The organism is Streptomyces mangrovisoli (assembly GCF_000974985.2).
Lineage (GTDB): Bacteria > Actinomycetota > Actinomycetes > Streptomycetales > Streptomycetaceae > Streptomyces > Streptomyces mangrovisoli.
The window spans coordinates 62,095-86,714 of sequence record NZ_LAVA02000043.1 but is presented as its reverse complement, the minus strand read 5'-3'; the positions used below and the strand labels follow the sequence as shown (position 1 = coordinate 86,714).

Annotated in this window: 20 protein-coding genes; 9 read left to right on the top strand and 11 right to left on the bottom strand. The window is 73.2% G+C overall.

What is annotated here, in order from left to right:
* Window positions 1-67: 67 nt before the first annotated feature.
* Window positions 68-829 carry an AAC(3) family N-acetyltransferase gene (locus WN71_RS19640; RefSeq protein WP_046584586.1) on the bottom strand — a complete coding sequence of 254 codons (762 nt, stop codon included), beginning with the start codon at window positions 827-829 and terminating at the stop codon, window positions 68-70.
* On the bottom strand, window positions 822-2,957 hold the full coding sequence (gene fxsBH / locus WN71_RS19635) for a radical SAM/SPASM protein FxsBH, inactivated beta-hydroxylase extension form (protein WP_046584585.1): 2,136 nt from the start codon (window positions 2,955-2,957) through the stop codon (window positions 822-824). The genes WN71_RS19640 and fxsBH overlap by 8 nt, the downstream gene beginning before the upstream one ends.
* A gap of 558 nt (window positions 2,958-3,515) precedes the next feature.
* On the opposite strand from fxsBH, the gene WN71_RS19630 reads away from it, so the two are divergent.
* Window positions 3,516-4,430 carry a DUF4231 domain-containing protein gene (locus WN71_RS19630; protein WP_046584614.1) on the top strand — a complete coding sequence of 305 codons (915 nt, stop codon included), beginning with the start codon at window positions 3,516-3,518 and terminating at the stop codon, window positions 4,428-4,430.
* A gap of 12 nt (window positions 4,431-4,442) precedes the next feature.
* Here WN71_RS19630 and WN71_RS19625 read toward each other — a convergent pair whose 3' ends face one another.
* The 4 genes from WN71_RS19625 to WN71_RS19610 all read right to left on the bottom strand — a co-directional run bounded on the left by WN71_RS19625 (window position 4,443) and on the right by WN71_RS19610 (window position 9,385).
* Window positions 4,443-4,949: a hypothetical protein gene (locus WN71_RS19625; RefSeq protein WP_240529697.1), complete on the bottom strand. Its 507-nt coding sequence runs from the start codon at window positions 4,947-4,949 to the stop codon at window positions 4,443-4,445.
* A gap of 82 nt (window positions 4,950-5,031) precedes the next feature.
* On the bottom strand, window positions 5,032-6,069 hold the full coding sequence (locus tag WN71_RS19620) for a rod shape-determining protein (protein ID WP_046584583.1): 1,038 nt from the start codon (window positions 6,067-6,069) through the stop codon (window positions 5,032-5,034).
* A gap of 408 nt (window positions 6,070-6,477) precedes the next feature.
* Entirely contained in the window at window positions 6,478-7,923 is a 1,446-nt protein-coding gene (locus tag WN71_RS19615) for an acyl-CoA synthetase (RefSeq protein WP_046584582.1), read from the bottom strand.
* 358 nt (window positions 7,924-8,281) lie between these two features.
* On the bottom strand, window positions 8,282-9,385 hold the full coding sequence (locus tag WN71_RS19610) for a MerR family transcriptional regulator (RefSeq protein WP_046584613.1): 1,104 nt from the start codon (window positions 9,383-9,385) through the stop codon (window positions 8,282-8,284).
* 153 nt (window positions 9,386-9,538) lie between these two features.
* Here WN71_RS19610 and WN71_RS19605 point away from each other — a divergent pair, with 153 nt between their 5' ends.
* Window positions 9,539-10,453: an ATP-grasp domain-containing protein gene (locus WN71_RS19605; protein ID WP_046584581.1), complete on the top strand. Its 915-nt coding sequence runs from the start codon at window positions 9,539-9,541 to the stop codon at window positions 10,451-10,453.
* A 152-nt stretch (window positions 10,454-10,605) separates the two neighbouring features.
* Here the strand turns inward: WN71_RS19605 and WN71_RS19600 are convergent, their stop codons facing one another.
* On the bottom strand, window positions 10,606-11,187 hold the full coding sequence (locus WN71_RS19600) for a hypothetical protein (protein WP_046584580.1): 582 nt from the start codon (window positions 11,185-11,187) through the stop codon (window positions 10,606-10,608).
* Window positions 11,188-11,491: 304 nt separating this feature from the next.
* Between WN71_RS19600 and WN71_RS19595 the strand changes: the two genes are divergently transcribed.
* A complete protein-coding gene (locus WN71_RS19595) occupies window positions 11,492-12,265 on the top strand; it encodes an IclR family transcriptional regulator (RefSeq protein WP_046584579.1) in 774 nt (257 codons plus the stop codon).
* Window positions 12,262-13,107, top strand: coding sequence for an SMP-30/gluconolactonase/LRE family protein (locus tag WN71_RS19590; RefSeq protein WP_046584578.1), 846 nt, complete (start codon window positions 12,262-12,264; stop codon window positions 13,105-13,107). Before WN71_RS19595 ends, WN71_RS19590 begins: the two co-directional genes overlap by 4 nt.
* 4 nt (window positions 13,108-13,111) lie before the next feature.
* Here the strand turns inward: WN71_RS19590 and WN71_RS19585 are convergent, their stop codons facing one another.
* Window positions 13,112-13,678, bottom strand: coding sequence for a toxin-antitoxin system, toxin component family protein (locus WN71_RS19585; RefSeq protein WP_107469693.1), 567 nt, complete (start codon window positions 13,676-13,678; stop codon window positions 13,112-13,114).
* 181 nt (window positions 13,679-13,859) lie between these two features.
* Here WN71_RS19585 and arfA point away from each other — a divergent pair, with 181 nt between their 5' ends.
* Entirely contained in the window at window positions 13,860-15,380 is a 1,521-nt protein-coding gene (gene arfA / locus WN71_RS19580; protein ID WP_046584577.1) for an arabinosylfuranosidase ArfA, read from the top strand.
* A gap of 102 nt (window positions 15,381-15,482) precedes the next feature.
* A complete protein-coding gene (locus WN71_RS19575) occupies window positions 15,483-15,728 on the top strand; it encodes a hypothetical protein (RefSeq protein WP_052742997.1) in 246 nt (81 codons plus the stop codon).
* A 180-nt stretch (window positions 15,729-15,908) separates the two neighbouring features.
* Here WN71_RS19575 and WN71_RS19570 read toward each other — a convergent pair whose 3' ends face one another.
* The gene (locus WN71_RS19570; RefSeq protein WP_046584576.1) at window positions 15,909-18,917 is read right to left on the bottom strand and encodes a beta-galactosidase; all 3,009 of its coding nucleotides are present in this window, start codon (window positions 18,915-18,917) and stop codon (window positions 15,909-15,911) included.
* A gap of 75 nt (window positions 18,918-18,992) precedes the next feature.
* Between WN71_RS19570 and WN71_RS19565 the strand changes: the two genes are divergently transcribed.
* The 3 genes from WN71_RS19565 to WN71_RS19555 all read left to right on the top strand — a co-directional run bounded on the left by WN71_RS19565 (window position 18,993) and on the right by WN71_RS19555 (window position 21,503).
* Complete coding sequence (locus WN71_RS19565; RefSeq protein ID WP_046584575.1) at window positions 18,993-19,451, top strand: RrF2 family transcriptional regulator; 459 nt, start codon at window positions 18,993-18,995, stop codon at window positions 19,449-19,451.
* Between the two features lie 277 nt (window positions 19,452-19,728).
* The gene (locus WN71_RS19560; protein WP_046584574.1) at window positions 19,729-20,640 is read left to right on the top strand and encodes a sulfite exporter TauE/SafE family protein; all 912 of its coding nucleotides are present in this window, start codon (window positions 19,729-19,731) and stop codon (window positions 20,638-20,640) included.
* A 212-nt stretch (window positions 20,641-20,852) separates the two neighbouring features.
* On the top strand, window positions 20,853-21,503 hold the full coding sequence (locus WN71_RS19555; protein WP_046584573.1) for a DUF4360 domain-containing protein: 651 nt from the start codon (window positions 20,853-20,855) through the stop codon (window positions 21,501-21,503).
* A gap of 39 nt (window positions 21,504-21,542) precedes the next feature.
* Here the strand turns inward: WN71_RS19555 and WN71_RS19550 are convergent, their stop codons facing one another.
* Both WN71_RS19550 and WN71_RS19545 read right to left on the bottom strand, forming a co-directional pair.
* Window positions 21,543-23,291, bottom strand: coding sequence for an aminotransferase class I/II-fold pyridoxal phosphate-dependent enzyme (locus tag WN71_RS19550; protein ID WP_046584572.1), 1,749 nt, complete (start codon window positions 23,289-23,291; stop codon window positions 21,543-21,545).
* A gap of 167 nt (window positions 23,292-23,458) precedes the next feature.
* Window positions 23,459-24,613, bottom strand: coding sequence for an aldose epimerase family protein (locus WN71_RS19545; protein ID WP_046584571.1), 1,155 nt, complete (start codon window positions 24,611-24,613; stop codon window positions 23,459-23,461).
* Between the last annotated feature and the right edge of the window lie 7 nt (window positions 24,614-24,620).

The window sequence follows — 24,620 nt, the reverse complement described above, 5'->3', positions numbered from 1 at the left end:
AGCCATCTGACCGGAACCAACAATGTGCCCGACCCCGGCCTCACCACAGCCGTGCGTTTCCGGCCAATCAGCGTCTGTATACGGACATCTGTGTCTTCGCGTCGTCGACGATCTCCCGCATACGGCAGAGCGACACCAGCCCGCCCGCCCATTTCCGCTCGGTGACGAGCGCTTGCGGCAGCCGGGCGCCGATCGCCGCGAAATCGCCGTCGTCCAGCGTCAGATCCTCGTACGAGATCCAGTTCCCGGCGCTGCCGACCACGCACCGGTAGACCCGGCGCGGCGGCGGCGGGTCGAGGCGGTACTCGGCGAGATGGAAGGCGCTGGCGACCTCGAACCCGACCCGCAGCAACAGGATCTGGGCGTCCGCCTCGTACAGCCGGGCCAGAGGGGAACGCTCGCCCAGATGGCACGTCTCGTCGTGACCGGCCAGCAGCTCCGCGGCCCGCGGCCCGAGCCCGGCCAGCGACGTCTGCGGATGCGCGCTGCGCACGGCACCCGGCGAGGTCCGCACCCACTCGGCGAGGGCGCCCATCGTCGGGCAGGGGGTGCGGTCGGCGTCGAACGCGGGCATCGCCGCCCGGAACGCGCGCGCCTGCCCCTCGCTCATCCCCGCGACCAGGCCGCGGTACGCGCGCGAGGTGTCCGAGTTCTCCGGGGTGAAGGCGGGCACCACCACCGTGCCCCGCGGCCCGAGCGCCGCGCGCAGGGCGCCCAGCACCCGCCGCGGAGGGACGCCGGTGCCGCCGAGGGAGGCGTGCACCATCACCACGCCGCCCCGGCGCAGTCCCATCCCGCCGAGCAGCCCCGCCAGTTCCGCGTCAGCCATGGCGCTGCGCCCACTCGCCCCACAGCTGCGCCGCCAGTACGGCGCCGGTGCCGGTCAGTTCCGAGGCGGGCAGGAGCGTCAGCTCCGTCAGGACGCGTGCCGCCGCGCGGTACTCGCCGTCCCCGAGGTGCCCCGCGGCCTCGTTCAGCAGCTGCCCGGCCCGGTTGCCCGGCGGGTGCAGGTCCGCGGTCCGCCGCAGCGCGGCGAGCCGCGCCTCGCGGGCGATGCGCGGCAGCACCCGGAGCAGCTCCTCGGGTTCGAAGTCCACGGCCACGCCCAGCGCGCCGAGTCCGTGCCCGGCGCCCGTCTGCGGTGCGGCACCGGCGATCAGCGGGACGATCGTGGTGACGGTGCCCGCGTAGTGGCCCTCGGACCAGCGGGGCCGGCGCTCGTCGAGGAGTTCGCGGGTCCGGCTCAGGCGTTTGCGGAACACGGCGAGGTCGCTCGCCTCCAGCGGCGGTGCGACCGGGGCGGCGAAGCACTCCCGGTAGGGGTCGGCGTCGTCGACGAGCAGCGGGGGTCCGCCCGGCGCGGCCACCGTCTCCAGCGGGCGCCATGCCTCGGGCCGTTCCCCGGGCACCCAGCGGCGGCCCCGGCCGTCGCGGATCAGGTGCCCGTCGGCCGTCACCTCGACCTCCACGTGCCCCGGCTCCGGGAGCGTCAGCGTGCCGAGGGTCGGCAGGTACAGCCGGCGTCCCGGCTGTTCCCAGCCGAGCGTCACCGGGGCCTGGGCGCGCACCGCGGCCGCCGCAGCCAGTGCCATGAACCGGGAGGTGTCCTGCGGGCCGCGCAGCGACCGCAGCAGCGAGGTCGCCACGAAGGGATGGGCGAGCACCCGGTCGAGGTGGGCCGCCGCGGCCGGGTCGGCGTCGAGGCGGGCGAGGACGCGCCAGGCCTCGTGGCCCGCGGGATCGCCCTTGACGCTCTCGCTCACCCGGGCCAGCAGGGTCCGGACGAGGTCGACCTGGGCGAAGTGCAGTTCGCCCGCGTTGTACACCGGGGCGGCGACCCCCCGCTCGGTGACGCGCTCGGCGATGCCGTCCACCAGGGCGCGCAGATCGGCGCAGTACACGGACGGGTTGTCGAACCCGCGCTCCGCGCTGTACCGGTGGGCGTACAGGCCGCCGCCGCAGGACTTCACCACCGGGCAGCTCCGGCAGGTCGCGCTCACCCCGTCGAGGCCCCGCTGGCGGGCGAGGACTCCGGGATGGCCGGCGAACTCCTCGAACCCGTGCCGGAAGACGTCGTAGCCGGTCTCCGGGGCGCCGTCGTACGCGGTCTTCAGAGAGTCCGCCTGCTCGATGCCGCCGTCGGTCTCCACGACCGCCAGATCGGAGGGGGCGAGCCCGAGCGCCTCCGTCAGGCTGGGCCCGCCGCGCAGCGTGCTGAGCACCGAGTCGAAGGTGCGCACGGGGATCCGGCGGCCCTGCTGTTCCCACCGGTCGAAGATCTTCAGCAGCCAGTCGGCGTACGGCGTCGCCGAGTCTCCCGGGCCGGGCGGGGGCGGATTCTCCCAGGTGGAGTGCGGAAGCAAATAGTCGATGCGGGGCGGTTCCAGGGCGGTGAGGGCGTCGTGCACGGCCACGGGGTCGTTCGCGAGGTCCACCGTGCACAGCAGGCCGCTGTAGAGGTGCCGGTTCTGCGGTGTGCGCAGCAATTCGATCGCGCGCAGCACCCGGTCGTGGCTGCTGCGGCCCCTGCGGTCCAGCCGGTGCCGGTCGTTCGCGGCCCGGTCGCCGTCCAGGGAAATGCTGACCTTGACCCCGAATTCCCGGAAAACCGCGAGATGATCGGGGCGCAGAGTTACCCCGTTCGTGTGAATGCGCAGATCAAGTGCGCTGATCGGGGATAACCTGCGGCTGAGTTCCGCACAGATCGTTCTCAGTCTGGCCGCGCCCGCGAGCAGCGGTTCCCCGCCGTGGAGAATGACGCAGAGGGAATCCAGCTTCCGGTCCTTCGCGTACTCCGCGAGTCTTTCGGCGACCTGGCGCACGGTTTCTTCCGTGATGACCGTGGGGCGCGCCCGCCAGCTCTGGTCCGCGTGTTCGTACACATAGCAGTGGTCGCAGGCGAGGTTGCATCTGCTATGGATTTTGAGGACCACTTGCTGGATCGAGGAATCCGTCACTTAGCACAGTCTAGGGCCTGTCGCCAGCCCAAGGCCCCGGCAACTCCTTGATCGCAGAAGGGAGTTGACGGGGCCTCAAGTGTGGGATAAGGGGGCTTCACACGGCCGAGTCGAAGGTGACCGGCCGTACGCCCCTTTCCCCATGGGGGTCCATCACGCGGCCGGTCGCCCTGGCCGCGGTGAAGCTGCGGGGGTCGATGGCGGAAAGGGGCACGTGCCTGCGGCGCCCGGACATGGAGGTGGCGGCACGACGCTCCTGCGCCGTCACGGAAAGATTCACTGTCTGCTTTCTCCCACTTCTCGGTCGGTTGACGGGACGGATGGGACCGGCCCGTTTCTTGGGATAGAACTCGGCTATCCCTGTCAAGGGTGGGACCGTTCCGACCGGGTAGTGAGGGCATACCCCGGCGCGGAGCGTAGCGGTTTGAACGCCCAAAGTCGATCGGCCATAAGGGCTGTTCGCACGCGTGGTCGCACGTCACTATTGATGGCTCAGGCATTCGAGTGCTCGTCGAGCACTCGTCGAACATCCTCCGCCGCCCCGGTGAGGTGCGCATCATGTGGAGCGCCGCAACGCCTGCACCTGGTACCACGCTGAGCGACACCGACCTGCCCCCGCTGTACCGGGTCAGCGACCAGCGGGCGATAGCCCGGCAGTGGGAGTCCTTTCGCGCCGTCCGCACGCAGCTCCTGCTGCTGCTCGCGGCGACCGCCTCGGCCACCTTCGCCGAACGCCTGCACAGCCATGCGGCCGCGATCGTCGCGGCCTGCCTGTACGCCCTCACGGTGGTCACGGGCACCTATACGTCACGCCGCCGGGCGCGCGCCCACTGGCAGGTGCACCGGGCGGCCGCCGAGTCCCTGAAGTCGCTGGCGTGGCAGTACATGGTCCACGGAGGCCCCTTCCACAGCCGGGTGCCCGATCCGGACGGGCTGTTCGCCGAACGGCTGGAGGAGCGGCTGCGGGATCTGCGCAAGGTGGGGTGGCAGGACTCCCGGGGCGGGCCGGCTGCCCGCGGCGCCGGCCAGATCACCCCGGCGATGCGCTCGGTCCGGGCCAAGTCGTTCGAGGCGCGGCGGGACATCTATCTCCGGGACCGGATGCTGGAGCAGTTCGTCTGGTACCACAACCGCGCGGCGCAGGCGCACGGCGCGGCGACGCGCTGGTCCGCCGTGACCGCCGTACTGACCCTGCTGGCGCTGGCCGCGGCCGTGCTGCGGGCCACGGGTGCCGTCGGCTGGGATCTGACCGGTCTGCTCAGCGCGGCGGCCGCGGCCGGTGTCGCCTGGCAGGAGGTGCGCAGGCACCGCCCGTTGACGTACGCCCACACGCTGATCGAACAGGAGCTGGACACCCTGCGGATCTCGATGAGCACGACCGTGACCGAGGCGCTGTGGGCCGACGCGGTGGCCGAGGCGGAGCGGCTCGTGTCGCCGCAGCACACGGACTGGCTGACCCGCTTCGGGAGCTGACCGGCGGCGCGCTCACGTGCGGGTGGCGCCGGACAGCCACAGGACGGTCACCGGCACCCCCGTCCGCCGGGCGTACTCCACCACGTCACCGGTGCCGCCGAGGCCGCGTGCCGGGCGGCCGTCCCACACCGCGACGAGACGGTCGGCGTGGTCCACGATCCAGCGTCCCGCGGCGTAGTACGCCTCCTCGTGCGTCGGCTCCAGCGGCAGGTCGACGCGCGCCGTACACGACACGAGCAGTCTGCGGTACGCGGCCTGGACGTCCGCGTCGCCCATGTGGGCCTCGTAGTCCATGCCCGGGATCACCGCGGTGACCGGGACGCCGCTCTCCAGGGCGAGGTCCGCGAACAGCTGGTCGGCGCCGGCCGCCAGACTGGTGAGCGCCTCCACCGCGCCCCCGTACCTGAGCTGGCGCCGTATGCCCGACCGCACGGTGGGCAGGACCGCGGACGGGATCGAGCGGTGCCCGGTGACGCCGATACGGGTGACCGCGCTGCGCGGAAGGACGGGTCGAGTCACGAGAGCCATCCCTCGTCGGCGTCGCGGACGCCTTCACATTAGTGCCCCGACGGGCGGCGCCCGCCCGCCGCGCGGGGGGCCGTCAGGGCGCCAGCGGGTTCAGGGTCAGGGGCTCGATCTTGCCCTCCAGCATCGCGCCGATGCCCTGGGCCGCGCAGATGTCGGGGCGTTCGGCGATGTGCACGGGCATCCCGGTGTACTGACGCAGCATCTGGTCGAAGCCCGGCAGCAGCGCCGAGCCGCCGACCATCATGATGCCGCGGTCGGCCAGGTCCGCGACCAGGTCGGGCGGGCAGACCCGCAGGACCTTGCCGATGCCGTCGAGCACGGCGGTGAGCGGGGTCTGGATGGCGTTGCGCACCGCGGCGGTGTCGATCTTCACGGAGCGGGCGAGGCCGGTGGCCACGTCCCGGCCGTGGATCTCGGTGGACACCGGGCCGTCGGGGCTGAGGCCGTTGCCGGACAGGGCGATCTGGAGCGGCCGCACCGACTGGCTGGGCAGCATCAGCTCGTGCTGGTGGCGCAGGTGCTGCACGATCGCGTGGTCGACCGCCTCGCCGCCCACCGGGATCCGCTCGGCCGTCACGATCGAGCCCAGCGAGAGCACCGCGACCTGGGTCGCCGCCGCCCCGCACACCATGATCATGGTGGCCTCGGGCTGCTCGACCGGCAGCCCGCAGCCGACGGCCGCCGCGATCAGCGTGTCGACCAGCTCGACCCGGCGCGCGCCCAGCCCGACGAGCGTCTCGATGGTCGCGCGCTGGGCCAGCGGGTCGGCGTCGTGCGGGGTGCAGGCCGCCGCCCGCAGCCGGGGCTTGCGGCGCAGCGAGCGGCGCATCTTGTCGCCGAGCAGGTGCCGCAGCATCCGCTGGGCCATCTCGATGTCGACGACCGTGCCGCCGGAGACCGGGCGGACCACCCGGATGTAGCTGGGCGTGCGGCCGGTCATCTGCTCGGCGAACTCGCCGACCGCGATCAGCGCGCCGGTCCGGGTGTTCACGGCAGCGGCGGACGGCTGGTCGACCACGAGTCCGGCGCCCTTGACGTAGACCCGGGTGCGGGCGGCGCCGAGGTCGACGGCGAAGTGGCAGCGGCGCAACTGCTCCAGACTGACGGTCACGGCGGATCCTCCCGAGAGCACTGACCGTGGGACCGGCCGGGTGGCGGGCCTCCCCAGCATCGTGCGGGCGCGCGGCCCGGGCCGCCTGTCGTGGGGGGCCGGGCGGGGCGCCGCCGAACGGGGGACGCGCCGGTTGCGGCAGCCGTCCGCGTCCCGGCGGGCGGACGCCTGCGTCCCGGCGGGCGGACGCCTGCGTCCCGGTGGCCGTCCGTGTCCCGGTGGCCGTCCGCGTTCCGGTGGCCGTCCGCGTTCCGGCGGACGCGCCTGTTTCGGTAGCCGTCCGTGTCCCGGCGGACGCGTCCGTTTCGGGAGACGCCCGCGTTCCGGCGGACGCCCGCGGCCCGGCACCGGCTCGGCGCGCCTTCCCTGGCTCGGAGTCCGTCCCGGCGTTCCTCTGCCGGTGGCCTGTCAGCTCCGGGGCAGTGAGCGCTTCATGATCTTCCCCATGTCGTTGCGGGGGAGCGCGGTCAGGTGGTGCACGACCCGGGGGCGCTTGTGCGGTGCGAGCCGGGCGGCCACATGGTCGGCCAACTCCTCGACGGACGGCGGCGCCTCGGGGTCGGCCGGGACGATCCAGGCGACGATCCGCTCGCCCAGGTCCGCGTCCGGCTCACCGGTGACGGCCGCCTCACGGACGCCGGGGTGTTCCAGCAGGGCGTTCTCGATCTCACCCGCCCCGATCTTGTAACCCCCGCTCTTGATCAGGTCGGTGGCCTTGCGGCCCACGATCCGGACATAGCCGTCGGCGTCGCGCACCGCCATGTCGCCGGTGCGGAAGAAGCCGTCGGCGGTGAACGCGGCCTCGGTCGCGTCGGGCCGGTTCAGGTACGCGGTGAACAGGTTCGGGCCGCGCACCTGGATCTCGCCCACGCTCTCGCCGTCGTACGCCGTGATCTCGGAGCCGTCCTCCTCCACCAGCCGCAGCTCCACGCCCGGCAGCGGCACCCCGACGGTCCCGGCGCGGGCCTCGCCGTCGGCGCGCACGCTCGTGTTCATCAGCGTCTCGGTCATGCCGTAGCGCTCGATCACCCGGCGGCCGGTCGCCGTGGCGATCCGCTCGTGGTCGTGCACGGGCAGCGCCGCCGAGCCGGACACCAGCAGCCGGGCCCCCGCGAGCGCCTTCGCCAGCGCGGGGTCCCCGGGCAGCGCCTCGGCGATGCGGTGGTACATCGTCGGCACCCCGAACAGCATGGTCGCGCCGTCGCCCAGCTCCCGCGTCACACCCTCGGTGGTGAACCGGCCGAGGTGCCGGACCGAGCCGCCGCGCCGCAGCGGGCCGAGGACGCCGAGCACCAGCCCGTGCACGTGGAACAGCGGGAGCCCGTGCACCAGCACGTCGTCGCCGGTCCAGGCCCACGCGTCGGCGATCGCGTCCAGCGTCGTGGCCACCGCGCGGCGGGGGAGTACGGCGCCCTTGGGCGGGCCGGTGGTGCCGGACGTGTAGACGACGAGGGCGGGGTCGAGGTCGTCCGCGGTCTGCTCGGGTACCGCGCCGGTGGCCCGTACGTCCACGTCGACGCGGGTCAGGCCGCGCACCGTGTCCGGCAGTTCGTCGCCGGGCGCGGCCAGCAGCAGGGCCGGCGCGCTGTCGCCGAGGATGTGCGCCAGCTCCTTCCCGCCCGACTTCGGGTTGAGCGGTACGGCGGCCGCGCCGGCGAGCAGTGTGCCCACCACCGCTACGGCGGTCTCCAGGGACGGTGTCGCCCATACGGCCACCCGGCCGCTGCCCGCGACCCGTTCGGCCACCGCCCCGGCCGCGGCCGCGAGCTGCGCCCGGCTGAGCGACCGGTCGCCGAAGCACAGGGCCGGGCGGTCGTCCGGGCTTCCGGCGAGGACGGGGAAGAGGCTGGACACGCGGCGCGCTCCTTGGCGTGGGCGGGGCGGGGCGGAGGACGGTGGGGCGGCACGGATCGACGCCCCCGTCCTTCCTACACCAGGCCCCGGAGTCCCACGACGGTGGTCCGCTCGGGGTTGGGTCGAGCCCTGTGCCCGGGGGGGGCGGGTCGAGCCCTGTGCCCGGGGGCGGGTCGAGCGCCCGGCCCGGGACACCATGGCGCGATCGGGGGCTTTCGTGTGTCGGGCGCCTGCGGGTGCGTGGGGGCTGGTCGCGCAGTTCCCCGCGCCCCTTTGAGGGGGTTGCGGTGAGCCCTTGCGGACTGACCGGGTCGAGCCTTCCGCTCGGGCCCGGTCGAGCGCCCGGCCCCGGCTTGCGTCAGGCCGCCGTCTCCACCACGTCCGCGACCACGCAGCTCACGTTGTCCGGGCCGCCCGCGCGGTTCGCCTCGTCGACCAGGGCGTGCACGGCCTCGTCGGGGGCCGTGCCGGCGGACAGCAGTGCGGCGATCCGCTCCTCGGGCACCACCCGTGACAGGCCGTCGGAGCAGACCAGGTACCGGTCGCCGGGCAGCGCGTCGTGCAGCTTCAGGTCGGGCGCCGCGGGCGAGCGGGCGGTCAGCGCCTTCGCCAGCAGCATCGCCTGCGGATGCGCGAGAGCCTCGTCCGGGGTCAGCCGCCCCTCGTCGATCATCGCCTGCACCACGGTGTGGTCGTGGGTGATCAGGAACAGCCCGCCGTCGCGCAGCAGATACGCCCGTGAGTCCCCGACATGCACGAGCGCCAGCCGCGAACCCGTCCACAGCAGCGCGGTCAGCGTGGTGCCCGCCGCGTCCCCGGCCACGTCGTGCACGGCCTGGCTCGCGCCGTCCACGGCGTCCTGGAGCAGATTGAGCACGTTGCCGGCGGGCAGTTCCTCGCTCTCCAGGAACTTCAGCGCCTCCACGGCGGCGCTGGAGGCGGGTGCCCCGGCGGGGCCGAACCCGTCGGCCACGGCCAGCAGCCGGCGGCCGGAGTAGGCGGTGTCCTGGTTGGCGGGGCGTACCCGCCCGGTGTCCGAGTGGGCGAAGTGACGCAGTTCCAGCATGACGGTGTCCTTTCTCGACACTGCGGTGGGCGGACCGGCCCGCGACCCGTCGGCCGGCCGGCCGGTCCGCGACTCCTCGGTCAGGTGGTCGACGAGGAACGCGGCGAGGTCGCGCCGTACCGCCGTCTCCGTCTCGATCCGCGCCCAGTAGGCGCGGATCTCCCCGGCGGCGGCCGCGGGCGGCAGGGCGGCGACCTTGCGGATCTCGGCCAGCGGCATCCCGATCCGGCGCAGCCACGCCACCAGCCGGGCCCGTTCCAGCTGCGCCACCGCGTAGTAGCGGTAGCCGGTGTCCGGGTCGACCCGGGCGGGCCGCAGCAGGTCCAGCTCGTCGTACAGCCGCAGCGCCTTCGGCGACAGCCGGCTCGCCTTCGCGAAGGCCCCGATCGTCAGCATCGCCCCGGTGTCCACACGCCACCCCTGTCCCGTTCGTCCGTCGTTCCGCCCTCGATGCTGGGGCTTCACCGAAGGGGAAGGTCAAACCCCCGGGAACGGTTGCGCGGAGAATCCCTTGGAGCGGCCGAGGGGAGCGTTGTTAGCCTGCCGGGTGTGCCCCGCATAGCCCTCGCCACCTTCGACCCGTCCCCCGAGCCCCACCCGGACCGCGATCTGCCGGTGCTGGTGGAGGCGCTGCGCACGGCCGGCGCCGACGCCGTCGCCGTGCCCTGGGACGACCCCGCCACCGACTGGGGCGCCTTCGACCTCGTGCTCATCCGCTCCACCTGGGACTACACCGAGCGGCCGGCCGAGTTCACCGCCTGGGCGCGGCGGGTCGCCGCGGTCACCCGGCTGGCCAACCCGGCGGACGTGGTGCGCTGGAACACCGACAAGCGTTACCTCGGCGACCTGGCCGCGGCCGGCGTGCCCACCGTGCCCACCCGCTATCTCGCACCCGGTGACGCGGCCGACCTGCCCGACGGGCCGGAGTTCGTGGTGAAGCCCGCCACCGGCGCGGGCGCCCGGCTGGCCGCCCGCTACCGTCCCGGCCTGCCCGGCGAACGGGACCGCGCGGCGGCCCATGTGGCGCGGATGCACGATGCGGGGCTGGTCGCGATGGTGCAGCCCTACATGGCGGGCATCGACGCCGAGGGGGAGCGGGCGGTGCAGTTCCTCGGCGGGCGGCTGCTGCACGCCAGCCGCAAGCGGGCCGTGCTGGAACCCGGCATCGCCTACGACGCCGACAAGGTGGCGCACCCCGGCCTGGAGGTCTGGACGCCGACGCCGCGGGAGCTCGCCGTCGCCGAGGCCGCGCTCGCGGCGGTGCCGGGCGGGTCGGAGCTGCTGTACGCCCGCGTCGACCTCGTCACCGGTGACGACGGGCTGCCGCGGGTGATGGAGCTGGAGCTGGTCGAGCCGAACCTGTTCCTCTTCCTGCACCCGGAGTCGTTGCCGGTGGTGACGTCGACGGTGTTGGCGGCTGCCGGCTCGGGTGGGGCGGGGGGTTCTTCGGGGCGACCCTCTTGATGGGGCGGGCGTGATCGGCTGCGCCGGGCTCGGTTCGTCGTCGGGTGCGGGTGGGCGGGGCTGGTCGCGCAGTTCCCCGCGCCCCTTGAAGGGCCTGGGGCGGTCGGGCGCGTGCGGGTGCGTCTCGGCTGGTCGCGCAGTTCCTCGCGCCCCTAACACCTGCGTTGCAGCAGGCCCCAGGTGAACTCCGCCGCGACCTCGTGGCGGTGGCCCGTTCGGTCGGGGGCCGTGAAGGACAGGCCCCAGCGGGTCGGTGCGGTGCCCTCCAGCGGGCGCGCGGGGGCGAAGGCGCGGGCCGCCTCGTCGACCGTGCAGGACCAGGGGACGAGGTCCTCCACGGTCCGCAGCGCGGGCCCGGCGGCGCCCGGCGCGCGCACCAGCCACTCGTTCCAGACCGCGCCGTCCGCCGCGACCAGTACCTCGAAGCGCAGGTCCGGCCAGAGCGGGACGGGCCACCGCCACGCCTCGCAGTCGAGGTCGCCGATGCGGCGGGCGGTCGCCGACTCGGGGGCGCCGAGCACCGAGCGGTAGCGGGCGGCGGCCGTGCGGGCGCGTGGCGAGCGCAGCATCGCCTGCCAGCGCTTGTTGGCCTCCCGCATCTGCGCGAGGGAGACGCCGAGCGTGCGGCGTGCGTCGTCGACCCGGTCCGGGTTGTGGTCCGCCATCCGGCGCAGCAGCACCAGCTGGAAGTCGAGCGCGGTGAAGGGGGCGGCGGGCTGTTTCGCGGGCGGCATGGGTCCATGGTCGCCGAAACGGCGTCCGGGCCGCCGGCAGTCGCGGTCCCGGGACCCCGGCAGTCGCCGTGCCGGTCGCCCACATCGCGTCCGGGCCCCCGGCAGCAGCCGTGTCGATCGCCCACATCGCGTCCGGGACCCCGGAGTTGCGGTGCGAATCGGTCACCTGCGGGTCCGTCGGCAGCCCCTCCCTTCACACCCATTGCCCGGGCAACCCCGTATGACTAGCCTGTGTTCGTCATGCCGATCGCCTGTTGAAATTTCGAACATTACCTACCTCAGACGACAAGGGAGGGGGCCGGTCGTGGGACGTCTCGTACCAGCCGTGACCCGGGCTCTCGACATTCTCGAGCTCTTCCTGGACGGGGACGGCACGCTGTCCGCCCCCGACATAGTGCGCCGCCTGCAGCTGCCGCGCACCACCGTGCACGAGCTGGTCACCACGCTCGCCGCCCGGAAGTACATCGTCCCGGTCACCGGGCAGCCCGGACGGTACCGGCTCGGCGTACGCCCGTACCAGCTCGGCAGCCGCTACGCCGAGCACCTGGACCTCGCCGCCGAGGGCCAGCAGGTGGCCCGGTCCGTCGCCGAGACGTGCGACGAGACCGTGCATGTGGCCATCCTGGAGGACACGGACGTCATCTACATCGCCAAGGTCGACTCGACCCACGCGGTGCGCATGGTGTCGGCGGCGGGCCGCAGGCTCCCCGCGCACTGCACGTCCGTGGGCAAGATGCTGCTGGCCTCGCTGCCCGAGCGGGAGCTGGCCACACGCATCCCGGACGGGACGGAGCTGACCGCGATGACCCCGAACAGCATCACCGAGCCGGTCGCGCTGCGCGCCGCGCTCACCGAGATCCGGCAGCGCGGCATCGCCGTCGAGAGCCGCGAGTCCAACCCGGACGTCAGTTGTGTCGCCGCGCCGGTGCGCGACCGCGCCGGACAGGTCGTGGCCGCGCTGTCCATCTCCGTCCCGATGATCCGCTGGAGCGACGAGCGCCGCACCGAGCTGGAGCAGCTCGCCGTCAAGGGCGCGGCCGATCTGTCGGAGCGGCTCGGCCACCGGGTCGCGGTATGACGGCGTACGAGGTGGCGGTGCGGGCCGAGGCCACCCTCGGCGAGGGCCCGACCTGGGACGCGGACGCGGGCCGGCTGATCTGGGTGGACGTGCTGGGCTCGCGGGTGCACACGTTCGACCCGGTCTCCGGGCGCCGCTCGGTGCGGGTGACCGGCCAGCACGTGGGCGCGGCCAAGCCGCGCGCGGGCGGCGGGCTGGTGCTGAACCTGCGCGACGGGGTGGGGCTTATCGGCCCCGGCGACGACTTCCGGTGGCTGCACCGCGACCCGGTGCCCGGCCGCCGCGCCAACGACGCGGCCGTCGCGCCCGACGGCACGCTCTGGGCGGGCACCATGCGCTACGACGAGGCACCGGGCGGCGGCACGTTCAGCCGGCTCACCGGCGACGGCGCGGCCGAGGTGGTCCTCGACGACGTCACGGTCAGCAACGGCACGGGCTGGAGCCCCGACGGCAGCCTGATGTACTACGTCGACTCGCCGACCGGGCAGATCGACGTCTTCCGCCACGAGGGCGGCCGGGTGTCCGAGCGCCGCCGGTTCGCCCGCATCGAGGAGGGCGCGGGCTTCCCCGACGGCCTCACCGTGGACGCGGAGGGCGGCGTCTGGGTGGCGCTGTGGGACGGTGCGGCGGTACGGCGCTACACGCCCGACGGCGAACCGGACCGCGAGATCACCTTCCCCACGCCCCGGATCACGGCGTGCGCCTTCGGCGGCCCGGACCTGACCGACCTCTACGTCACCACGGCCCGCGTGGGCCTGACCGCCCCGCACCCGCTGGCCGGTTCGCTCCTGGTGGTCCCGGGCGCGGGCAAGGGGCTGCCCCAGCCCCCGTTCGCCGGATGAAGCTCTAGGGGGTCCGCTGGAGGGGGCGGAGCCGTCCGCCGGGTGCCCGGCCGCCGGACAGCAGGGGCCGGCAGGCCGCGGCGAGCCGGTGGCCGAACTCGTCGGCCTCGGCCTCGTCGTTCTCGCGCGAGCCGTCGCGGGCGGCCACGGTGAGCGCGACGCCGTCCCGGCCGGTCAGCGCGTGCACGGCGGCCGCGCCGATCCCGTGGTGGTGCCGGTGTCCGGCGTGCAGATGCCACAACTCATGGCCGAGGATCACCAGTTGCTGCATCGCCTCGGCCCGTTCCTCGACGATGACCAGGTCGAAGTCCTTGAACTCCACCCACAGTCCGGTGACTTCGATCTCGTCGGGGAACCGCTCGAAGCGCAGCTCGACCCGGCGTCCGCCGCGGTGGGCGCTCATCTCCCCGCACACGGCGTCACACAGCGCCCGTACGCCGGCCGGGGGTTCGGGCCGTTCGCGCAGGGCGCGGGTGAGGTTCGCGATCAGGCCGCGCATGGCGGCGGGTCTGGGGCGCAGCGTCAGCCCGGGAAACCGGGCTCCCCGCGTCCGCGTCCCCGCGAAGTCCATCGCTCCCCCTCCGCGCCGCCGGGGCGGCGGCGTGTCCGAGATTACGCGTCCGGAACTGCGCGCGTCATCCGAAAGTCCTGCCGGGGCCATTGACGCCCAAGCGTGCTGATTCTACGGTCCGTTCGACTCGGCGGGCGTCATCCGAAATCTCGAACCCGACATCCGGCGGCGAAAGGCACCCATGAGCGAGAGCACCGCGCGTTTCACCCTCGACCCGGCCTTCACCGTCGGCACCGCGGGGCCCCGGCTGTTCGGCTCGTTCGTCGAGCACCTCGGCCGCTGCGTGCACACCGGCATCTTCGAACCCGGCCACCCGGCGGCCGACGAGAGCGGCCTGCGCACCGACGTGCTGGAGCTGATCCGCGAACTCGGCGTCACCGTCGTGCGCTACCCCGGCGGCAACTACGTCTCCGCGCACCGCTGGGAGGACTCCGTCGGCCCCGTCGGGGACCGCCCGCGCCGGCTCGACCCGGCCTGGCACAGCACCGAGACCAACCGCTTCGGGCTCTCCGAGTTCATGGCGTTCCTGCGGAAGGTCGGGCCGCACACCGAGCCGATGCTGGCCCTCAACCTCGGCACCCGCGGCGTCGCCGAGGCCATGGCGCTCCAGGAGTACGCCAACCACCCGTCCGGCACCGCCCTTTCGGACCTGCGGGTCGCACACGGCGACAAGGACCCGTTCGGGGTGCGGCTGTGGTGCCTGGGCAACGAGATGGACGGTCCCTGGCAGACCGGCCACAAGACCGCCTCCGAGTACGCCCGGCTGGCCGCCGAGACCGCCCGCGCCATGCGCCAGGTGGACCCCGGCGTGGAACTCGTCGCCTGCGGCTCCGCCAACCGCGCCATGCCCACCTTCGCCGCGTGGGAGGCCGCCGTGCTCGCCGAGACGTACGACCTCGTCGACCACGTCTCCCTGCACGCCTACTACTGGCCCGAGAACGGCGACATCGGCTCCTTCCTCGCCTCCGCCGTCGACATGGAGTCCTTCATCGACGACCTCGTCGCCACCGCCGACCATGTCGGGGCGCGGCTGAAGTCGCCCAAGCGGATCAGCCTCTCCTTCGACGAGTGGAACGTCTGGTACCTGCCCGCCTGGGAGGAGCACGCCCGTACCCGGGACCCCGCCGACTGGCCCGAGGCGCCCCGGCTGCTGGAGGACAACTACACGGTGCTGGACGCGGTCGTCACCGGCTCGCTGCTCATCGCGCTGCTGCGGCACGCCGACCGTGTCGCCGTCGCCTGCCAGGCCCAGCTGGTCAACGTCATCGCGCCGATCCTCACCGAACCGGGCGGCCCCGCCTGGCGGCAGACCACCTTCTTCCCGTTCGCCCAGGCCGCCCGCCACGGGCGCGGCCAGGTCCTCGACGTCCGCGTCGACTCACCGGTGTACCGGACGGAGAAGTACGGCGACGTCGACCTGCTGCACGCCACCGCCGTACGCGGCGACGACGGCACGGTCACCGTGCTCGCCGTCAACCGCGACCGCACCGGGCCGCTCACCCTGGAGGTCGCCCTGCGCGGGCTCGACGTGAGCGCGGTCGCCGGACACAGCGCCCTCGCGGACGCCGACCCCGGCGCCCGCAACACGCTCGGCGCGCCCGACCGGGTCGTCCCGCACGACGTCCACGGCGCCACGCTCGCGGGCGGTGTGCTCACCGCCGTACTGGAACCGCTGTCCTGGAACGTGATCCGGCTGGTGTGACGCGAACGGCCCATTGCCCACCAGCCGTCGACGGCCGCACACTTGCGCAGGCCGGACGGTGAGGCGGGGATTCCGCCGCCGTTCTTCGTACGAGGAGGTGCCATGGCCGTGCGCTGGGCGGGACGCCTGTTGTGCTGGACCCTGGCCGCCGGGATGCTCACCGCCGCGGTCCAGGCGGGCCTGCGGCCCGGCGCCGGCTGGTGGCGGGCGCTGTGGACGCTGCCGTGGTGGCTGGCCGCCTGCTCGGTGATGCTGTGGGCGGGGCTGCGGGCGGCGGAGAAGCGGCGGCTGCGGCTGGCACGGGCGGCCGACGAGGGCGTGCCCGCCGACTACGACCGCATCGCGTGACGGGTCCCTCCGGGGGGTCGCGGGTACTCGAGGCGCAGGTCCGTCGTGGCTGGTCGCGCAGTTCCCCGCGCCCCTTTCGGGGGGCTTCGCCGCCGGCCACCCAAGGGGCGCGGGGAACTGCGCGAGCGACCACGACGGACCCGCACGTGCGGCACACGCGATCCCGGGGAACCCGCCCCGTCAGTGGCCGGGTGACGGGACCGGGGTCACCGTTACTCCGCCCAGGGCGCTGCCCAGCAGGGTCAGCCGGACCGTTCCCGGGCCCGCGTCGGTGGTGCCGTCGGACAGCACCGCGAGCGCCAGGGTGTTCTCGCCGCGGGTGCGCAGGATCCCGTTCGGCAGCGCGAACGTGTGCTGCGGCCCCACGTCGTTGACGTACTGGCCCATGTTCCAGCCGTTGAGGAAGATCTGGACGCGGTAGGCGCGCGCCGGGTCGTCCTGGAGGACCAGGCCGATCGAGGCGTCCACCCGGGAGTCCACGGCCAGCCGGAACGTCGTCCGGTACCAGGTCACCCCCTGCCGCCGCTCGGTGTGCGGGAACGCCACCGGCCGCCAGCCGCGGTCGTCGGCGCCGGGCAGGTGCCAGCCCGTCCGCTCGCCGTACAGGCCGCCGTTGTTCAGCGGCCCGCGCACCGGGTCCGGGTCGGCCTCGCCCTGGATCCGCCAGGTCACCTTCGGGGACGCGTCCGCGAAGGACACCTCCGTCAGACCGCGGGCCGCCTTGTGCGTGTCCTGCGACCTGCCGTCCATGTCGTGCTGCATCCGCCGGACCAGCACCGACAGGACATGCGCCCCGGACGTGCGCAGCTTCTCCGGCACGGGCAGGACCGCGGTCGCCGTCCAGCTGCCCTTGCGGATCGTGGCGGCGTCCGGCACCGGCATCCGGTGGGTGCCCAGCGGCTCCCCGTCCAGCCAGGCCATCAGCATCCCCTGGGTGCCGGTCGAGTAGGCCAGCGACACCGAGGTCACCGCCTCGCTCCCGCCCTCCCCGGTCTGCCGGCCGTCGTCGCCCTTCGTGGTGAAGCGGCCCCGGTACCAGACGTCGCCGTAGTGGAAGCCGTAGTCGTCGGCGAAGAGGACCGGGCCGCCGTGCGGGACGGGCGTGGTGCTGTACGACGTCGTCAGGTCCGCCGCGCGCCAGCCGGAGTCGTCGAAGCCCGGCGCCGACTCGGGGTTCTCGGCGCGCCGCAGCCAGCCGCCGAGCGCCGGCAGCGTCACCGCGGGCGCCTGGGGCAGCATCCCCAGGGAGCGCAGGCTCGCGGAGTTGCTGACCTCGGTCCGCACCGCGCCGCCGTTCCACGTCACGCCGGTGATCCCGCGCGGGCCCCACACCTCCAGGCCGGTCAGCCCCTTCACGTCACCGGTGAGACGGACCGTCCCGTCGTGGACGGCGGCCTTGCGCAGCAGCGCCGGGCCGTACACCAGGACGGTCCCCGACGGGGTGTCGTAGGGGAACAGGCGCAGGGCGGTCGCGTCGTCGGCGAGGAAGACGAGCAGCGGCGCGTCCACGCCGCCGCCCTCGATCTTGACCCGGGTCAGGCCGCCGACCCCGAGCGGGGCGGTGATGTGCAGCTGGCCCCGGTTGTAGACCCAGGCCGCCTCCGGGTCGAGCCGGGTGACCATCGGCTCCTCGGGGCAGTCGACGACCACCCGTGCCATCTCGCCGCGCCGGCCCGCGAACACCGCGATGTCCTGCCGGCCCGCGGTCACGCACATCATGGGCTGCACGGTGGCGTACTTCAGCCGGCGCCGTCCCAGCGCGAGACCCGCGGCCACCAGCCGGGCGTCGTTCGCGGCGACCGTCACCTCCAGGTCGCCCTGCGGCGTCGGCAGCTTCGCCTCCGCCTCCTCGGTGCCGTCGTTGCGCAGCACGTAGAAGTGCGAGCCGGTGTCCGGGTTGGTGAGGTGGTACGCCTTCACCTCGGGGTGACCGGTCGTCACGTCCGCCGCCCGGACCAGCTTGGCGAAGTCCGGCACGGTCCGCAGCAGTTGCCCGATCTGGTGCATCGGGGCCAGCTTCGGCGTCGTGTTGCGGCCCTCGTCGATGGCCGCCCCGTAGTCGTACGACGTGTAGACGACCGGCGCTGGCAGCCAGCCCCACGACGTGCCGCCGAAGGTCATGTAGACGTTGTGCAGGGTGATGCCGTTGGCGAGGTTGGTGAGATAGAAGCGGCGCTCGTAGGCCGCGTCACGGGTGCGCCGGGACTCCGCGTACCCCTTGCCCTGGAACATCACCCCGCCCCACGGGTCGAACCAGCCGCCGCCGAACTCCGGCACGAAACCGGGCGTGGTCGGGCTGGCCGTGGAGCCCCCCTTCGCGCCGCCGGGGCCGTAGTGCCCCCAGTCCGGCGGCACCTCGGTGGGCGAGGGATAGCCGTCGAAGCCGTACAGCCAGCCGCCCTTCTCGCCGCCGGTGTCGAAGGAGCCCGGTGTCCAGTAGCCGTTGCGGCCCTTGTCGTTGTGGAAGAGGGGCACGTCGACGCCGTCCGCGCGCACCTTCCGGTACAGGTGCGACATGTAGCTCATGCCGACGGCCTCGGTGACGTGGGCGTCGTACTCGTTCTCGATCTGGTACAGCAGGATCGTGCCCGTGCCCTGCGTGTACAGGTGCTTCGAGGCGATCGCGTTCACCTGCGTCAGCCACTCGTCGGCGTACGCCAGATAGGTCGCGTCGTCGGTGCGGGCGGTGCCCGGGGTGGCCGTGAGCCAGCCGGGGAAGCCACCGGCGTCGATCTCGGCGTTGATGTACGGGCCGGGGCGAAGGATCACGTACAGGCCGGTCTCGGCGGCCGTGCGCAGGAACAGGTCGAGGTCGCGCACGCCGGTGAAGTCGTACTGGCCGGGCGCGGGGGAGTGGTAGTTCCACGACACGTAGACGCTGACGGTGTTGTAGCCGTGCGCGCGCATCTTCTCCAGGACGTCCCGCCACAGCGACGGGCTCGGCAGCCGGAACGGGTGCATCTCGCCCGACCACACCACCAGCCGGCGGCCGTCGACCACCAGTGAGTGACGGTCGTGGCCGACGGAGTGCCTGCGGCTGTCGGGTGCCGGGCGCGGGGGCGGCGGCCCGGTGGGCACGCTGCGCGCCGCGTACGCCGACGGCGCCCCGGGCCCGCCGCTGCCGCCGAGGGCGAGACCGAGCGCGGCGGAGCCGGCGAGGGCACTGAAGGTACGTCTGCTGAGCGCCAAGGAAAGCCTCCTGCGCGGTATTGCGGGGCGCGGGTAGCGGCCATTCTCCACGGTCCCGGGGCCCACAATGGACGCATGAGGATCTCGGCACGGGCGGATTACGCGGTACGGGCGGTGCTCGAACTGGCCGTACGCCAGGGTGACGGGCCGGTGAAGGCCGAGGAGATCTCCGTCGAGCAGGAGATTCCGCACAAGTTTCTGGAGGGCATTCTCGGCGATCTCCGGCGCGCCGGGATCGTGGACAGCCGGCGCGGCGGGGGCGGCGGCTACCGGCTGGCGCGGGCGGCGGACGCGGTCACCGTCGCGGACGTCATCCGCGCGGTCGACGGCCCCATCGTGTCCGTGCGCGGCGAGCGGCCCACCGGCCTGCTCTACCAGGGCTCCGCCGAGCCCCTGCTGCCGCTGTGGATCGCCCTGCGCGCCAATGTGCGCAAGATCCTCGAAGGGGTCACGGTCGCCGACATCGCCGCGGGCACGCTCCCGGAGGAGGTACGGCTGCTGGCCGCGGAACCGGCTTCCTGGGAGAACCCGTAGGCCCCAAGGACGACCGCGGCCCCCTTTCGGGGCTGCTCAGGAGCCGCGCCCCAAAGGGGCGCGGGGAACTGCGCGAAAGGGACGGCACACCAACGCTTCCGGAACTCCTCGCGAACGCTCGATGAGCGGCGGCTGAGCGTTGCGTGAGGATCTCTCACGCCCGTCTCAGCGCCCGCTCAGCTTCGCCGCCTAACGTCCCCCCGTCGAACCCCACCGGATCGGTGGGAAAACGTGCGCCGACGACCCTGCCGGCGCACCCGGAAGACGGGACGCCCCGATGCGCACGCTGATCCTGCTCGCCCTCGCGGGCCTGGGCGCCCAGCTGGTGGACGGCAGCCTCGGCATGGCGTACGGCGTGACGTCGACCACGCTGCTGCTGGCCCTGGGCACCAATCCGGCCGCCGCCTCGGCGACCGTGCACCTCTCCGAGATCGGCACCACGCTGATGTCGGGCGTCTCGCACTGGCGCTTCGGGAACGTGGACTGGAAGGTCGTGGCGCGCATCGGCGTGCCGGGCGCGGTGGGTTCGTTCCTCGGCGCCACCGTGCTCTCGAAGCTGTCGACGGAGCTGGCCGAGCCGGTGATGTCGCTGATCCTGCTCGGGCTCGGCGTGTACGTCATGGCCCGGTTCACACTGCGCGGGCTGCCGCAGGACCGGCTCGGGCAGCCCCTGAGCCGCCGTTTCCTGGCGCCGCTCGGGCTGGTCGCCGGATTCCTCGACGCCACCGGCGGCGGTGGCTGGGGTCCGGTCGGCACCCCGGCGCTGCTGGCCAGCGGCCGGATGGAGCCGCGCAAGGTGATCGGCTCGGTCGACACCAGCGAGTTCCTGGTCGCGGTCGCGGCGAGCCTCGGCTTCCTGTTCTCCCTGGGTTCACAGGGGCTGAAGTGGACCTGGGTGCTCGCCTTCCTGGCCGGCGGCCTGGTCGCGGCCCCGGTGGCGGCCTGGCTGGTGCGGCTGGTGCCGCCGCGGGTGCTGGGGTCGGCGGTCGGCGGCATCATCGTCGTCACCAACGTGCGCACCCTGCTGAACAGCGACTGGCTCACCGTCTCCGGCGGCGCGGCCGCGGCCGTGTACGCCGCGCTGTACCTGCTGTGGGCGGCCGCCCTGACCCACTCGGTGCGGGCGCACCTCAAGGAGCGGGCGGCGCGGGAGGAGACGGCGCCGGAGCGCACGCCGGTCGCGGTGTGACCCCTGGTCCCCCGGCAGCCGGACCTTCCCTCAACTCCTTTTGTTTTCAACGGAGTTGAGGCGGAACACAGTGTGAAATCGCGGTTGTGAATGGCTTGAGTTCGTCCTGACGGCCTCGCGCGCGCCTCCCTACGATGCGATCGCCTCGGGGATTCACAGATCCCTCACAGGTTCTCCAACCCCCCACCCCCCATTTCACACCGGGAGAAACCATGGCCGGCGGACTTCTGCTGGGCGGCGCGGTGACCGCGCTCCTCGCGACGGCGGTGCCCGCGCACAGCTCCGGGAGCGTGTTCGACAACCCGCCCCCGGACAAGATCGTGATCAACGTGGCGACGGTGAACGGCTCCGGCTGTCCCGCGGGCACGACGGCGGTCGCCGTCTCCCCGGACAACACCGCCTTCACGGTGACGTACAGCGCCTATCTCGCCCAGGCGGGCGGGTCCTCCGACCCGACGGCCTTCCGCAAGAACTGCCAGCTCAACCTGATCGTCCACGTGCCGCAGGGCTTCACCTACGCCATCGCCAGCGCGGACTACCGGGGCTTCGCCTCGCTGGCCTCCGGGGCGACCGGCACGCAGAAGGCCTCGTACTACTTCCAGGGTTCGTCGAACACCGCGTCCGCCAACCACCCGTTCAACGGGCCCTACGACGACAACTGGGAGGCCACTGACTCCAACGACTGGGCGCAGCTGGTGTGGGCGCCGTGCGGTGTGGAACGCAACTTCAACATCAACACCGAGCTGAGGGTCGCCGCCGGGAGCAAGAACCCCGGTCAGGTCAGCTTCATGACGATGGACTCGACCGACGGCGACATCAGCACCGTGTACCACCTGGCGTGGCAGGCCTGCCCCAAGGCCTGACCGGGCCGTCGCCTCCCGGGTGCGCCCGGGGGGCGACCGTCATCCCACCTGGCCCATGCCCGCCGCGTTGGGCCAGCTCTGGGCCTGGTCGGCGGCGCTCGGCCAGCCGGTCGCCGGGGCCGTCGACAGGCCCGGCACGCCGGGGCCCGTGGTGCCGCGGACCTGGGCGGCGGTGAGGCCGCCGCGCGCGGGGACCCCGGGCGGAGTGGGTCCGGGCAGGGGCATCTGCGCCTGCATCGGGGCCGGCGCGGGCACCATGGCGACGGGAGCGGGCACCGGGGCGGCCATGGGCACCGGGGCGGCCATGGGCACCGGAGTGGCCATGGGCACCGGAGTGGCCATGGGTACCGGTGCGGGCACGGCCATCGGGGCCGGGACCGGTGTGGGGCCGGTCATCGGCAGCGGGGCGGGCGCGGGTGTCGCCGCCACGGGCTGCTGCATCCCGGTCTGGGCCGCCGCCGGCATCGGCATCCCGCCGCCGAGGGGCGCGGCGGCGGGGAGCGGCATACCGATGCCGGCGGGCAGCCCTTGGACGGCGCCGACGGCCATGGCCTGAGCGGCGAGGCCCTGCATTCCGGCGCCGTTGGTCTCGCTGACCAGGCGGTCCACGGCCGCCGTACCCGAGCTGTAGCCGGTCCCTGTGGCAAGCTCGGGTACGGCGGCTCCCCTCCTGGTCCCGTAGAGCACCTGCTCCAGGCCGGACACCAGGCGACGCACGTCCACCTGGGGGCGCACCACGAGACGCAGGAAGCGGCTGGACGAGCCGATCTTGTTGCCGCACTCGCGCACCAGGATCCGGTGCTCGGTGAGCATCCGGTCCCGTACGACGGTCCCCTCGGCGCCGACCGGCAGGCGCACGAAGAGGAAGTTGCCCTGGGAGGGGTAGACCGTCAGGCCGGGCAGCTGGGAGAGCTGGCTCGCCATGTCGAGGCGGTCCCGGCGGACCTGCTGGAGGCTCTGCTGGTACTCGGACCCGTGCTCCTTCAGCATGAACACCACGTGTTCGGCGAAGGAGTTGAGGTTCCACTTGGGCAGCATTGCGCGGACCTTGCCGGCCAGGGCGGGGTTGGCGACCAGATAGCCGAAGCGGATGCCGTGCAGGCCGAAGTTCTTGCCGAGGCTGCGCAGCACCACGACGTTGGGCCGCAGCATGGCCTCCTGGACGACGCTCGGTTCGGCCTCCGCGTCGGCGAACTCCAGGAAGGACTCGTCGATCACCACCAGGTCCAGGTCGGCCATCGCGTCCATGAACTGCACGAGGGCGAGCTTGTGCTGGAAGCCGCCGTCGGGGTTGTTGGGGTTGCAGACGACGGCGACGCGGGTGCCCCGGCTGCGGATGAACTCGGCGTACTGCCCGAGGTCGAGGGCGAAGCCGTTCGACTCCTGGAGCGGGAACATGTCGACGCGCTTGCCGGTCTCCATCGGCTGGTCGGTCCAGCGGCCGAAGGTGGGGACGGGGACGGCGAGGGACTCCCGGACCAGGAGATGGTCGATCCAGGTGATCAGCTCGGTCGAGCCGTTGCCCATCGCCACGCACTGCGGCGGGAGTTGGAGCAGGCTGCACAGTTCGGCCGTGATGGTGTCGGCGCTGCTCGGGTAGTACGTGATGATGTCCCGCAGCCGCATCGCCATGTCGTCGAACATCGCGGGCGTGGGGAAATAGGGATTGCACGGAATGCAGAAGTCCACCGGCCCGGCCGCCCCGTCGCCGCCCTCTCGCGTCAGCGCCGCCATCGACGGGCTGTGCGCCGCGGTGCTGCGGAACAACGAGGTGACGTTGTCGGCCATGGAACCTCCGTATGGGGCGGACCCGGCTGGGGACGACCGGGCCCGTCGTCTTGTGGGGTGGCCCGCGCGGGGGAGCACGGGCCGCCCTTACATACGGATGCCTGGGGGGCGCTGTTCAACGGGTGTGAGGAAGGTGTGGAAGACCGCGCCCCCCAGGTGTGAACGGGCTACGCGCCGAACGTGTGCACCGTCGAGGTCCGGTAGGTCTGCCCCGGTCGCAGCACGGTGGACGGGAAGTTCGCGTGGTTGGGCGAGTCCGGGAAGTGCTGGGTCTCCAGGCAGAGGGCGTCGCCCTGGCGGTAGGTGCGGCCGCTCGTGCCGGTGTAGGAGGCGTCGAGGAAGTTGCCCGAGTAGAACTGGAGTCCGGGCTGGTCGGACGCGATGGACAGGGAGCGGCCGGAGCCCGGGTCGCGCAGCGTGACGACGTGCTCGGGCCTGGCGGTGACGCCCTTGTCCAGCACCCAGTTGTGGTCGTAGCCCTTGGCCAGCACCTGCTGGGCGTGGCCGGCCCGGATGTCCCGGCCGATGGTCTTGGTCCGGCGGAAGTCGAAGGGGGTGCCGGCCACGGGGGCCAGCTCGCCGGTGGGGATCAGCCCGGAGTCGGTGGGCGTGTAGCGGGACGCGGCGATCGTGAGCTCGTGGTCCTCGATCGTGCCACTGCCCTCACCGGCCAGGTTCCAGTAGACATGGCTGGTGAGGTTGACGACGGTGGCCTTGTCGGTGGTGGCCTCGTAGTCGATGCGCCAGTCGCCGCCCCGGGTGAGGGTGTAGGTCACCTTCGCCCGCAGCGTGCCGGGGTAGCCCATCTCCCCGTCGATGCTGGTGTAGTGGAGGTACAGGCCGACGTCGGAGCCCTTGGTGAACGGCTCGACGTCCCACACGCGCTTGTCGAAGCCCTGCGAGCCACCGTGCAGGCTGTTCACGCCGTCGTTCACGGACAGCTGGTAGGCGGTGCCGTCGAGGGTGAACTGGCCCTTGCCGATGCGGTTGCCGTAGCGGCCGATCAGCGCGCCGAAGTAGGGGCTCTTGGCCACGTAGTCGGCGATCGTGGGGAGGCCCAGCACCACGTTGGCGTACCGGCCGCGCCGGTCGGGGATCTCCAGGTGCTGGACGATGCCGCCGTAGGAGAGCACCTTCAGCCGGGTGCCCCCGTTCTCCAGCGACCAGCGGTACACCTTGGTGCCGTCGGCGAGCGTGCCGAACAGCTCCTTCGACGGCTTCCCGCCGCCCGAGGCGGCCTGGGCCGTCCCGGTGCCGAGGGTGGTCGCGGCGATGCCCGCCGCTGCCGCTCCTGCAATGACCGTGCGTCTGTTCAGTTCCATGTGCGGC